Annotated in this window: 11 protein-coding genes and 3 tRNA genes; 3 read left to right on the forward strand and 11 right to left on the reverse strand. The window is 34.5% G+C overall.

Going from position 1 to position 12795, the window contains the following annotated elements; genetic code table 11:
* Positions 1 to 62 precede the first annotated feature (62 nt).
* The 4 genes from porK to NG806_RS11240 form a co-directional block, all read right to left on the reverse strand.
* Positions 63 to 1481 carry a T9SS ring complex lipoprotein PorK/GldK gene (porK, locus tag NG806_RS11225; RefSeq protein WP_214828812.1) on the reverse strand — a complete coding sequence of 473 codons (1419 nt, stop codon included), beginning with the start codon at positions 1479 to 1481 and terminating at the stop codon, positions 63 to 65.
* A 107-nt stretch (positions 1482 to 1588) separates the two neighbouring features.
* Entirely contained in the window at positions 1589 to 3442 is a 1854-nt protein-coding gene (glmS, locus tag NG806_RS11230) for a glutamine--fructose-6-phosphate transaminase (isomerizing) (RefSeq protein WP_214828810.1), read from the reverse strand.
* A 26-nt stretch (positions 3443 to 3468) separates the two neighbouring features.
* Positions 3469 to 5025, reverse strand: a complete 1557-nt coding sequence (locus tag NG806_RS11235) for a DUF4270 family protein (RefSeq protein WP_214828808.1) — start codon at positions 5023 to 5025, stop codon at positions 3469 to 3471.
* An 11-nt stretch (positions 5026 to 5036) separates the two neighbouring features.
* A complete protein-coding gene (locus NG806_RS11240) occupies positions 5037 to 5807 on the reverse strand; it encodes a glycogen/starch synthase (protein WP_214828806.1) in 771 nt (256 codons plus the stop codon).
* A gap of 171 nt (positions 5808 to 5978) precedes the next feature.
* Here NG806_RS11240 and panC point away from each other — a divergent pair, with 171 nt between their 5' ends.
* On the forward strand, positions 5979 to 6827 hold the full coding sequence (panC, locus tag NG806_RS11245; protein WP_214828804.1) for a pantoate--beta-alanine ligase: 849 nt from the start codon (positions 5979 to 5981) through the stop codon (positions 6825 to 6827).
* 97 nt (positions 6828 to 6924) lie between these two features.
* Here the strand turns inward: panC and NG806_RS11250 are convergent.
* From NG806_RS11250 to NG806_RS11260, 3 genes are all read right to left on the reverse strand, one after another.
* Positions 6925 to 6997 (reverse strand) — tRNA-Lys (locus NG806_RS11250).
* 67 nt (positions 6998 to 7064) lie between these two features.
* Positions 7065 to 7147: transfer RNA gene (locus NG806_RS11255), tRNA-Leu, on the reverse strand.
* A gap of 35 nt (positions 7148 to 7182) precedes the next feature.
* Positions 7183 to 7255: transfer RNA gene (locus NG806_RS11260), tRNA-Lys, on the reverse strand.
* 116 nt (positions 7256 to 7371) lie between these two features.
* Here NG806_RS11260 and NG806_RS11265 point away from each other — a divergent pair.
* The gene (locus tag NG806_RS11265) at positions 7372 to 7887 is read left to right on the forward strand and encodes a shikimate kinase (RefSeq protein WP_214828795.1); all 516 of its coding nucleotides are present in this window, start codon (positions 7372 to 7374) and stop codon (positions 7885 to 7887) included.
* On the opposite strand, the gene NG806_RS11270 is transcribed toward NG806_RS11265, so the two are convergent.
* Positions 7882 to 8325, reverse strand: coding sequence for an RNA-binding S4 domain-containing protein (locus NG806_RS11270; protein ID WP_214828792.1), 444 nt, complete (start codon positions 8323 to 8325; stop codon positions 7882 to 7884). The genes NG806_RS11265 and NG806_RS11270 overlap by 6 nt on opposite strands.
* 54 nt (positions 8326 to 8379) lie before the next feature.
* Between NG806_RS11270 and NG806_RS11275 the strand changes: the two genes are divergently transcribed.
* Positions 8380 to 9129 carry a hypothetical protein gene (locus NG806_RS11275; protein ID WP_214828789.1) on the forward strand — a complete coding sequence of 250 codons (750 nt, stop codon included), beginning with the start codon at positions 8380 to 8382 and terminating at the stop codon, positions 9127 to 9129.
* Positions 9130 to 9199: 70 nt separating this feature from the next.
* Here the strand turns inward: NG806_RS11275 and NG806_RS11280 are convergent, their stop codons facing one another.
* The 3 genes from NG806_RS11280 to NG806_RS11290 all read right to left on the reverse strand — a co-directional run bounded on the left by NG806_RS11280 (position 9200) and on the right by NG806_RS11290 (position 12774).
* A complete protein-coding gene (locus NG806_RS11280) occupies positions 9200 to 10717 on the reverse strand; it encodes an FMN-binding glutamate synthase family protein (RefSeq protein ID WP_214828786.1) in 1518 nt (505 codons plus the stop codon).
* 53 nt (positions 10718 to 10770) lie between these two features.
* Positions 10771 to 12117 carry a tRNA (N(6)-L-threonylcarbamoyladenosine(37)-C(2))-methylthiotransferase MtaB gene (mtaB, locus tag NG806_RS11285; protein ID WP_214828769.1) on the reverse strand — a complete coding sequence of 449 codons (1347 nt, stop codon included), beginning with the start codon at positions 12115 to 12117 and terminating at the stop codon, positions 10771 to 10773.
* Between the two features lie 66 nt (positions 12118 to 12183).
* Complete coding sequence (locus NG806_RS11290) at positions 12184 to 12774, reverse strand: DUF1572 domain-containing protein (RefSeq protein WP_261513094.1); 591 nt, start codon at positions 12772 to 12774, stop codon at positions 12184 to 12186.
* Positions 12775 to 12795 lie beyond the last annotated feature (21 nt).

A 12795-nucleotide genomic window follows, 5' to 3' on the forward strand; every position in this document is an offset into this window, starting at 1 on the left:
ATAAGTTAGTTTTTTTTAATGATTAAAAATAAATTGTATTGAAAAATAATTGTTTGATCTGATTATCTGTTAACTCTTCTTGGTTTAACAGCAGCCTCAGGAATATCCTGTACAGTTCTGAATCCAATATAACTTCTAGCCGAATCTTTTCTTTCCCAATCTCTTGCACCAGTCATAAGCATTGCACCTATATCTTTCCAAGAACCTCCTCTTACAGATTTTTTAGAATCTGTTTTATCTTTAGTTGAAGGATTTAAAGTTGAAGAAAATCCGTATGAAGAATTGTTATAAGAAGATTCTGTCCATTCAGAAACGTTTCCAGCCATATCAAATAACCCAAATCCATTTTTCTTAAATTTCTTTACTGGAGCTGAATATGTATAAGTCCCTTTCTTATCATCTTCCATATAATTACCTCGTTTAGGTTTAAAGTTTGCCAAGTAGCAACCTCTGTCATCCATTAAATATGGACCTCCCCAAGGATATGTAGCATTTTGCATACCGCCTCTTGCTGCATATTCCCATTCGATCTCTGTAGGTAAACGGAATTGTAATGGTCTTTGTTTTCTTCTTTTCAAGCTTTCATTGTAATCTGTTTTCAATTTAGATCTGAAGTTACAATAAGCTCTTGCCTGATCCCAAGTTACCCCAACAACTGGATAATCTTTATAAGCTTTGTGCCAGAAATACTGTTCAAATAAGGGCTCGTTATATGCAAAGTGAAAATCTTTTACCCAAACTGTAGTATCCGGATAGATCGCGATGCTTTTACTTTTAAGGTAGTTTACTCCTCTTTCGTTGTCAGCAAGTGCAGCATCCATGTCTCCCCACTGATAATTATATTTTAATTTACTAACATCTAGGATTCTTTCATTCCCCATTCTAGAAGAAGCTGGCAAATACAAAGATTCTAGAACTTCCGCATATTCAACATCAGGATATTTTGTAGTATTCCAATGTAATGGGATTTTCCAATCTAATTTTTTACTTGCATCGTAACTACCGTCATCTCTTCCTCCCTGTCCTTCTAAATATTCTTGATAAGGAGTTAGGTTCTCTTCTTTTTTAGCAAGGTATGCATAATCTCCTATGCTTGCACCTCTGCCTCCGCCTTCGCCACCTTCTCCAGCAGCTTCAGCAAGTAGAGTTCTAGCAATAGAGTCTCTTACATAATTAATGAATACTCTGTATTCTGCATTAGTAGTTTCTGCTTCATCCATAAAGAAAGACGAAACGGTTACTGTTTTTAATGCTGATTTTTCAGGGGTATGTGTAATATCCTGATCAGCTAAACCTGCAATAAAAGATCCTGCAGGAATCGCAACCATACCGTATGGTCTTTCAGCAACAAATGATTTAGTTTTTTCTCTTGGTATCAACTCTCCTTTTGTTCCTGGCTTCCCTACAGAAGAGCTACCACCACCTGAACAAGATACCGACGCTACTGACGCAGACAATAATAATAGAAATATCCTTTTCATGTTAATTTTTATAATTAAGCCGTAAATATATAATTTTTTTAAGAAACTTTTAAGATTTTTTTTGAAATAACGCTAGAAATCTAAATTTATTTTATTTCCTAGTATTTTTATTCTACAGTTACCGACTTAGCGAGGTTTCTAGGCTGATCTACATTGGCTCCTCTATATACTGCAATGTAATAAGCTAAGAGTTGTAAAGGCACCGATGCAACGATCGGAGAAAAGCATTCAGACGTCTCAGGAATCTCAATAACATAGTCTGCCATTTCACTTACCTGTTTGTCTCCTCTATTAACAACAGCAATCACTTTCCCTTTTCTAGCCTTTATTTCCTGAACATTACTTACAATCTTATCATAGTGCCCCTTTTTAGGAGCAATAATAACGATTGGCATATTTTCATCAATTAAAGCAATTGGGCCATGCTTCATTTCTGCAGCAGGATACCCTTCTGCATGGATATAGGAAATTTCCTTCAATTTTAAAGCACCTTCTAAGGCTGCAGGGTAATTGTACCCTCTACCTAGATATAAGAAATTCTGAACTCCAACGAAATCTTTAGCTATGCTCTGTGTTAATTCATGTGTAGAATTCAAGACATCTTCTATTTTCTTTGGAATGGCATCCAATTCTGAAATAAGGCTCATGAATTCGGCATTTCCAAGGTTACCGTTATGTTTACCTAGTTTAAATGCTATCAACGTTAGAATCGTAAGCTGAGCTGTAAAAGCTTTTGTTGAAGCTACTCCAATCTCAGGTCCAGCATGTGTATATGAGCCGGCATCCGTAATTCTTGCAATAGATGAATCTACCACATTACATATACCATATATAAATGCTCCTTTTTCTTTAGCTAATTTTAAAGCAGCCATTGTATCAGCTGTTTCTCCAGACTGAGAAATTGCAATTACAACATCTTTATCCGTAATAATAGGATTTCTATATCTGAACTCTGATGCATATTCTACTTCAACAGGTATTCTTGCATATTCTTCTATAAGATATTCACCTATAAGACCAGCATGCCAAGAAGTTCCACAGGCAATTATAATTATTCTGTTGGCATTCTTAAATTTTTCAACATGATCCCAGATCCCTGCCATTTTTATTACGCCCTCATCTACAAGTAACCTTCCTCTCATTGTATCGTGAATGGACTTAGGCTGTTCGAAAATTTCCTTAAGCATGAAGTGCTCATATCCCCCCTTCTCTATCTGCTCTAAGTTCAATTTCAATTGTTGAATTTCAGGTTCTATTTTAGAATTCTCTTTGATCGTTCTAATGTCAACCCCTCCTTCTAAGGAAATTGTTGCCATATGCCCCTCTTCTAGGTAGATCGCTTCTTTCGTAAATTCTACAAAAGGAGATGCATCAGAAGCAATAAAGTACTCTTTATCACCAATTCCAATAGCTAAAGGAGAACCTAATCTACCAACTACTAAAACGCCAGGATAATCTTCATGCATAACCGTAATAGCATAAGCTCCATATACTTCATTCAAAGCATACCTTACAGCCGTTGGAAAATCTATTCCAGCATTTATATCCATAAAATACTGAATAAGATTTACTAATACCTCAGTATCTGTTTCAGACCTGAAGGTAAATCCCTTTTCAGTAAGCATCTTTTTAATGGTATCATAGTTTTCAATGATTCCATTATGGATAATAGCAATTTTGTTATTATTAGATAAATGCGGGTGAGAATTTCTATCACTTGGAACTCCGTGAGTTGCCCAACGGGTGTGCCCCATCCCCATTTTTGCAGTACCTTTTAGTTGACTCGAAATATTGACAAGATCATCAACTTTTCCTTTTGTCTTTTCAACTTCAAATGAATTATTCTCTTTTTCCAGAACAATTCCTGCACTGTCATATCCTCTGTATTCTAGTCTTCTAAGACCATTTATAACTACATCGTAAGCATCTTGAAAGCCTGTGTATCCAACTATTCCGCACATAATTTATTTGGTGTATTTTTAAAATTTTACTTTGTCGCGTATGTAATTTTTAACTGCATTTTTTTAGCATTGCTAATATCAGATCCTACTAATACAGCTCTATCCACTGTGTATGCTCTTGATGTGTATTTAGCTCCTGCTAAACCTGAATTATCTGACTTAGATAGGAAACCACCAATATCAATTCTAAAAGATTTATAGGTATTAACTGATGTTCCTTCAACTAGATCTTTTACTGATTTTGTAACAACAAAGTCATAGTAAGCTGGATTTTTATCTAAATCATAGGCTTTATATATACTAAAATTCGGAGTACCTGCTAGGGTAAGCACATCACTGGTAAAGTCTGTTTTTATTGGATCGGTTGCTTTTTCTTTATCATTTTGTAAGAAAGTAAACAACACTGGTTTCTTATAATTATTACTCCACGTTGAAGCATCAGTGTAGATTCTTATCTTAGCACTAATAATAGCAGCTTTATTTTTTTGATATAATGTTTTAAGATCATTGATTGCCGCATCAGGAATTTTCACTCCAATAGAAGGACCACCCATTCCCTGAGCAAATAATTTTGCATCACCTGTTTCAGTATTTCCAATTACTGCATTACCTAATGCAGATCCTACTCTGTTATATTCATATTGACCAACATGAGTATTACCAGCTCCTAAAGCAAATGCATAAGTCGCGGGTGTCTTAGTGGTTGTCCCATTTTCAGTCTTATCATATTTGTAATACATGATTAACTCCATATCATTAGGAGAAAACTGGAATAAATATCCATCACTCTCCTGAACAGAGATTCTAAGACCTCTGAAATGTCTTATAAAGTTAGAAGCATCTGCCAACTCAGGTTTTCCTTTTTTATCAATAATTTTTTCCTGAAATAATGTCTTCGCATTATCTAATGGAATTCTTATACCTGGTGTTGTTGTAGTAAATATTGAACTGTTATCAGAATCTTTGGTAATGGCAACTGTATTAATAGTTCCTTTAAATTCTTTTGAGCCCAATACAGTGGTATTATAAGCAAATGTCGCATTGGACTTAACTTCATCTGTAGCAGCTTTTAAGAAATCGGTAACTTCATTAACATTAATAGTAAGCGTTTTTTTAGTTCTACCATATTTGTTGATAGGATATGTTTTTACCTCTTTCTTTGCTGGTACATTCCCGTCTGGATAAACATAATTTTCATCTGTAGTCGTCGTAAGGGAATCCGAAGCATATGTAGGTTTCAAAACCAAAACCACTGAATCTACCTTAGCATTGGTCCCAAAGTCGGGATCATAGGTAGATAATCTTAGCTGTGTAACATAAGATGCCCTTTGCATTCCAAACTGTCCCTCATTAAAAGCACCAAGAATAGCCGCTCCTAATTGAGTAGCATCACTTTTAATAGTATCATTATTTTTGATGTTAAAAGCAATAAGGTCATAAGATTTTTCATTTCCATGAGCTGCTCCATCTAAAAATAATTGTTCCCCTAAAGAATCCGGATCCGGTTCACAATTATAAAGTAATACACTGCCGAAAATTGCCAGAGAAAGTATGGCAAAAGTTCTTTTAATAGTACGAGTCATTAAATGTCTTTTTAATAAAGTTTGTTTATAGAGTCTACATCAAGATATTCCGATTTAGAAGTTGATGTTTCGTTGAATGCTTTATCGAGCTCTCCATCTAAAAATTCATCTCCTTTTACAACACCATCAACATAGTTCATGCTTTCAATTACAAAACTTTGAAAGCTTGGCTTATCTAACGCTTTTAAGCCCGAAATATTATCGAATTCTAATTTTTCTCCAATTTTATCATTTAGAGGAGCGTCCTTCTCATTATATAAAGAAAGAACAATTTTAGCGTCTTTAAAGTAAGTATCGGATTTGTAGTAGGTTTTAAGATAAATAGGAACAAAAGAAGCCATCCATCCATTCAAATGAATAATGTCTGGAACCCAATTAAGTTTTTTAATCGTTTCTATTACTCCTCTCGCAAAGAATATTGCTCTCTCATCATTATCTTCAAAAGCAACGCCATCATCTTCAAAGTAATATTGTTTTCTTTTGAAATACTCTTCATTATCTATGAAGTATACCTGAAGTCTTTCTCCAGGAAGAGATGCTACCTTAATTATTAAAGGCTGATCCAGATCATTAATGATAATATTCATTCCTGAAAGACGGATAACCTCATGAAGTTGAAACTTCCTTTCACTTATTTGTCCAAATCTTGGCATAAAAACTCTTACATCATTGCCTTCATTGTGCATTTTAAGTGCCATTTTGTTTACCACAGTAGCCATGTTCGTATCTTCCTGATATGGATACATTTCTGTAGTAATGTACAGTATTTTTTGATTCGGCATAAATTTCTATCTAATTTTTTGTAAAAATGCTTTAATGTGCAAAATTACAAAAAAACATCCAACATTATTTTAATTAACATTATTTTACGATAATTACCTTTTCCAAATTATCAAAAACGCATTTTATTATCTGATATTTTTACTATTTTTGAATTGGTATTAAAATTAACTATGGAAGTTCTAAAAAACAAAAAAACACTTCAGGATTTCATTGAGAGACAGAAAGAAATGGGAAAAAAAATAGGGTTCGCACCAACAATGGGAGCTCTGCATAATGGACATCTTTCACTCTACGAAATGGCCAGAAAAGAAAATGATCTTGTAATTTCTTCAATTTTTGTGAACCCTACTCAGTTCAACAACTCCGACGATTTGGCAAAATATCCCCGTGATATCAATAGAGATATACTTATTTTACAAAATTCCGGATTAGTAGATGCTGTTTACATTCCTGAAATTGTGGATATTTATCCTGAGAAAGCTCAAAGCCAACATTATGATTTTGACGGGTTAGAAAATGAAATGGAAGGCAAATCAAGACCTGGACATTTTGATGGTGTGGGTACTGTAGTAGAAGAGCTTTTCAGACAAATACAACCAGACAATGCTTATTTTGGAGAGAAAGATTTTCAACAATTAGCCATTATTAAAAAAATGGTTGAGAAAAAACAACTTCCAATAAAAATTATGGGAGTTCCTATTTACAGAGCAGAAAATGGACTTGCACTAAGCTCAAGGAATCAACGACTTCATGAAGATCGGAAAGAAGCATCAAAAATTATTTATGCTACATTAAAAAAAGTCAATGATTGGTTCCGTGTAGTCACAGTCCCTGAAATCAAAGACAGAGTTAATGATATTTTTGATCAGCAACATGGTATGAAGCTTGAATATTTTATGATTGCCGATGAGCACACATTAAAGGAAACTGATTTCTTTTATAAAGACAAATCATACAGAGCCTTTATTGTTGTCATAGTAGATGGTGTAAGATTAATAGACAATATGCATTTGGATTAAGAACCAACATAAAAAATCAAAGGCTTCCGGAAGGAAGCCTTTGAACACCAAATCACAAAATATTAATATGAAAAAAATTTACTTTTCAGTAAACTTGTGACCCGGCTGGGATTCGAACCCAGGACCCATACATTAAAAGTGTATTGCTCTACCAGCTGAGCTACCGAGTCGGTCATTAAATTTCTAATTTACAAATTTTAAATTAATAATAATCCAAAATTCACATTTTCTTTGCAGTGCCTGCGACTGGACTCGAACCAGCACATCCTTAGGAAACCACCCCCTCAAGATGGCGTGTCTACCAATTTCACCACGCAGGCAAAAAAATTACAGAATCTAGTAAAATTTTTGCTAGTGACCCGGCTGGGATTCGAACCCAGGACCCATACATTAAAAGTGTATTGCTCTACCAGCTGAGCTACCGAGTCGGCCACTTATTTTAAACAATTTTCATTTAAGTAATGTCCCTTGTTTTAAGTGGTGCAAAGATATAACTTTTTTTAATTTCTCAAAACTTTTTCGCAAATTTGTTTAAAAATATTTCATGATAATTTCACTAGTCGGATACATGGGTTGTGGCAAATCACACATTTCCAAAATTTTAAGCGAAAAAATAAATTTTAAATTAATTGACCTAGATAAAGAGATTTCCAGGCGAAATAAATCAACCATTCCCGAAATCTTCGAAAAAAAGGGAGAAATCTACTTTAGAAAGCTGGAAAGAGAAACTCTGGAAGAAATACTGGCCACCGAGGAAAATCTTATTTTAAGTCTGGGTGGAGGAACTCCTGTTTACTATAATAATATGGAGATCATCAATAACAATTCTAAAAGCATCTTTTTAAAAGCTTCTATTGGCACATTAACAGAAAGGCTTTCAAAACAAAAAGAGAAAAGGCCTATAATAGCCAATATCTCTGATGAAAACCTCCCTGAATTTATTGCCAAGCATTTATTTGAAAGAAATGAATATTATAATAAAGCTTTGATAAGTGTAAATACAGACTCAAGAGAGCCTGACGATATCGTAAATGAAATCATTGAAAAACTTTATCTATGATTTTTCCTCTTTATCTTCTATTTCACTGTTTTCACCAAAAAAGTCGTCCCAGTCTGTAAAATCTGAAGCAATATCATTTTCAACATATCCGTCCATGTCTCTTCTATCTTTTTTAGTAGGTCTTCCTTCGCCTCTATTTCTGTAATAGTCCTGAGACATTTTGCGTAGTTTAAGCAGTTCATATTGTTCTTTGTCTGTGACATCTTTGATATGAAGAGATACTAATTTTGCCCCAATCCGGCTTTTAGGAATCTGAATTACTTTAATTTTATAGTCTACCTGATTTTTACGGATTTTTATTACATCACCTTCTTTTACCTCCTTAGAAGACTTTACAACAGCGTCTCCAATAGAAACTCTGTTCTTTTTAATCTCCTCAGTTGCAACAGTTCTCGTTTTATAAAAACGAATGCTCCATAAAAATTTATCTATTCTCATAATTTTTTATACTTTTGCCGTTATATTATTTGTAAAGTAATTAAAGTTTTTGAAATGAAAAAAATATTTTTATATATCCTTGCAGGATCTTTATGTTTTTCAGCTTGTAAAAAAGATGACGATCCACAAACATTTGTAGAACCCGATGACGTTGCAGTTCGAAACACTTATGATGATCAGGCGATCCAAAAATTCTTAAATGATAACTATTTGGATACCCAAGGAAATGTAAAAGCTTTTAGCGCCACTGATACTATTGATGATCATGAGAAAAAACTAGCTGAGCTAAATCCGGTAAAACTTCCTTCAGGAGTAATCTATATTGTAAGAGCAGGTGCTCAACCTACTCCGGGGAAAGCAATTGGTGCTACTGATAACCTAAAAATGATGGTTAGAGCAGGCAATTACCTTGCTGTAAATACTGATGGCACAGTTTCACTTACAATTTCTCCTACAGTTCCTTATCTGGTTAATACAATTAATGGATCTGGATCTCCCTTGGTAGATCCTATGTGGTATTATGTTAAGAAACAAGTTTTAAAGGATGCAACAACGGATGCTGCTAAAGACAGAAAGTTTTATGAAATTGAAGGTTTTCAAGAAGGATTAAAATACTTTAAAGCTGCTTCTCCAGCTTTAGCAGATGAGGCTCCATATAACCTACAGGGAGTTATCTTAGTTCCTTCAAGAGCTGCTTTTGGAAGGGATGCACACTATAATTACACCGGATATTCTCTTCAAAACAGAACATTTATCTTTAATTTCCAAGTTTACAATACAACAACAAGACCTGTAGACGAGTAAATTAATGCTCTATAAAGCATACAAATAAATAAAAAGCGCTTCAATTAAATTGAAGCGCTTTTTATTTATTTTAAAGTCTTGCTTTTTGTCTTACATTCCCTAAAATATCCGGGAAATAAAGATCAGCCAAATGATCAAATTCATCACCTCTCATAAACATAGAAGCATCAACCTCTTCATAAGAACTTCTGCCCGCAGCTGCAATTAACTCATTACAAGTGTGAAGGGTATTTTTATGAAAATGATATACTCTCTCACTTTTATCCGTAACATCCAAACCTTTAATTAGCATTTTATCCTGAGTAGCAACACCAGTTGGACAGTTATTAGTATTACATCTTAAAGCCTGAATACAACCTAAAGAAAACATAAATCCTCTGGCATTATTACACATATCAGCTCCCATAGCAACTGCTCTTAAAATATCTAAACTTGTCAAAACTTTACCGCTGGCAATAACTCTTAATTTATTTCTTACGTTATAGTTATTAAGCGTTTTATTTACGAAAATCAATGCGGGCTCTAATGGCATTCCTACTCCATCAGAAAATTCCGGAGGTGCAGCTCCTGTTCCACCCTCAGCTCCATCTATTGTAATAAAATCAGGATAGATCTTCAACACATTCATCTGAACACAGATATCTTCAAATTCCTTTGTATCACCAATACACAATTTAAAACCAACTGGTTTCCCTCCTGAGAGGTTCCTTAATTGTTCCACAAACCTTAAAAGTCCTGCAGCATTAGAAAACGCAGAATGTGACGGTGGAGAAATAATAGTCATTCCTGGAGTAACGTGTCTTATTTTTGCAATTTCAGGTGTATTTTTCACCCCCGGCAAAACACCTCCATGTCCAGGCTTTGCGCCCTGAGATAATTTGATCTCAATCATTTTCACAGTCGGCATCGTTGAATACTTAGCAAATAAGTCAGGATTAAACTTTCCTTCTTCATCTCGACATCCAAAATATCCAGTCCCAATCTGCCAGCAGAGATCCCCGCCTTCTAAATGATGTGGAGAAATTCCTCCTTCACCTGTATTATGATAAAAGCCTCCTTTTTTAGCTCCTCTGTTTAACGAAATTTGTGCTCTGTCACTCAATGCTCCAAAACTCATTGCTGAAATATTGAATAAAGAAGCATGGTAAGGCTGTGAACATTGTTCCCCGCCTACCCAGACTCTTGGTAGCTCTTCAGAAGGAGACTTTGCGTAGATCGAATGCTTTATTCCTTCATATTTTCTATGATTAACTTCCAGCTGAGTTCCAAATGGAACGGTATCACTTAAGTTTTTGGCACGTCTGTAAACAGCAGAACGCTGGTTTCTGGGAAATGGCTTCCCATCAGTTTCCCGTTCAATAAAATACTGCTGCATTTCCGGAGAGATATCTTCAAAAAAATACCGGAAATAACCTAGTACCGGAAAATTTCTCAGTATTGCATGTTTTGACTGATAGGTATTATATACACCTAATGCATAGATTGCCGATAGCAGAATTGGGATCCAATAATGCGCTCTGATTAGTAAAGCTATAATCCATGTAGCAATTACTAATACAATTCCCCAAGATAAAAACTTATCTCTCATAGAATGTTGTATTTAAAAGTTAAAATAAATTTAGTAGAAATTTTGCAAAGAGACTATGCTTTTGCTAAAAAACTTTCGTAAGATGACTGCACAGAAACCGTGCCATCTGACAGGATTTTTTCTAAATTTAGAAATTCTATTTGGTTTACAGATGCCTGATCAAAATCTTTCTGCACTCTCACATAATTTTCTGTGAAGCCGAACATCTTGCCGTCTTTATTTTCATGCTCCCAGAGTATAGGAAGCGTTTTCCCAAGCTGGGTCTGATAAAATGACATCTTTTTCTTTTCGGAAAGAATACGCAACATCTTATTGCGTTTTTTCCTTTCAGGAATAGGAACAATATCCTTCATTTCCGCTGCTTCGGTATTTTCTCTTTCAGAATAAGTAAATACATGCAGATAGCTGATAGGAAGTTCATTCAGGAAGTTATATGTTTCCATAAATTTTTCCTCAGTTTCACCTGGAAAACCTACAATTACATCAACACCAATCGCAGCATGAGGCATAACCTCACGAATTTTATTTACTCTGTCCTTATACAACTTGGTTAAATAACGACGTTTCATTTTTTTCAATAAATCATCGCATCCTGACTGTAAAGGAATATGGAAGTGAGGAACAAAACTTCTGCTTTTTGAGACCAATTCAATACTTTCATCTTTCAGAAGATTAGGTTCAATGGAGGAAATACGTATCCTCTCAATACCATCAACCTGATCGAGTTCAGAGATCAGATCCAGAAAAGTATGTTCATGTCTTTTATTTCCAAATTCACCTTTCCCATAATCACCGATATTAACTCCTGTTAGAACAATTTCTTTAATATCTCTTCCAGCAATTTCCTTAGCATTAGTCAGAACATTTTCTATCGTATCTGATCGTGAGATCCCTCTGGCTAAAGGAATGGTACAGTATGTACATTTATAATCACACCCATCCTGAACTTTTAAGAAAGCTCTGGTTCTATCCCCTATAGAATAGCTTCCAATAAAAAAATCTGTTTCTTCGATTTCACAAGAGTGGACAAGACCGTTACTTTCCGACTTTTCTAAATCGTCCAGATAACTTAAAATATTGAACTTTTCCTTGGCTCCAAGAACCAAATCTACCCCATTTATCTGCGAGATCTCTTCGGGTTTTAACTGCGCATAACATCCAACAATGACTACTAACCCTTCAGGATTAGCCTTCATTGCTCTCTTTACATGAAGTTTACATTCACGGTCTGCATTTTCAGTTACTGAACAAGTATTGATAACATACACATTTGCCTTATCATCAAAACTCACCTTATCATAACCTGCATCTGTTAATTGACGGGCAATAGTAGAAGTTTCTGCAAAATTTAATTTGCAGCCAAGGGTATGAAATGCGGCAGTTTTGTGAAAATTTGACATTGAGTAGTCCTGAATTTTATGGGTGCAAAGATAGTAATTTAAATAAAAACTCTGAATCGATTCAGTCTATTGTTTATATTCTTCTCTTACCTCATGATTATTTTCGAAACAAACAGGTGAAGAATTAGAATTTAGACCTTCGCCCTCAAGTTTATTCTTTATTTCTTCATTAAATTCCTGAGATTTATTTCTTGCAATAGAAAGTGTGTTCCAATCATTATTTTTCATCATTTTTGCAATATAAACGATCTGTCCTATATGATAAGGATAATGAGCCAGCTGGCGAAAAACAGCATCTATAACCAAATGTCCCTCACCTCTTATATAAATAGTAGTATACAAGTTTTCTTCATTAATTTGGTTCAAAGCATCAAAAACACATTTCCAACCTGCTTCCCAAAAACCAATTGCTTCTTGTTTTGTTTTAAAGGTATTTACAAATTCTTCATTACGTTTCCGTCCCGGTTTTTCTCCATCTTCCGTAAGGAAATTTGTCCATCTTGAAATCATATTTCCTGCAATATGTTTTACAATAACTGCAATTGAATTACTTTCAACATTATACTGCCAAAACATTTGTTCATCTGATAATTGTTCAAAAGATTTATCTCCAAGAGATTTATAATATTCGAAACGTTTGATAAATAGTTCTTTCATACTTTAAAGTTAATAAAAACT

It is taken from the genome of Chryseobacterium paludis (assembly GCF_025403485.1).
GTDB classification, from domain to species: Bacteria; Bacteroidota; Bacteroidia; order Flavobacteriales; family Weeksellaceae; genus Chryseobacterium; species Chryseobacterium paludis.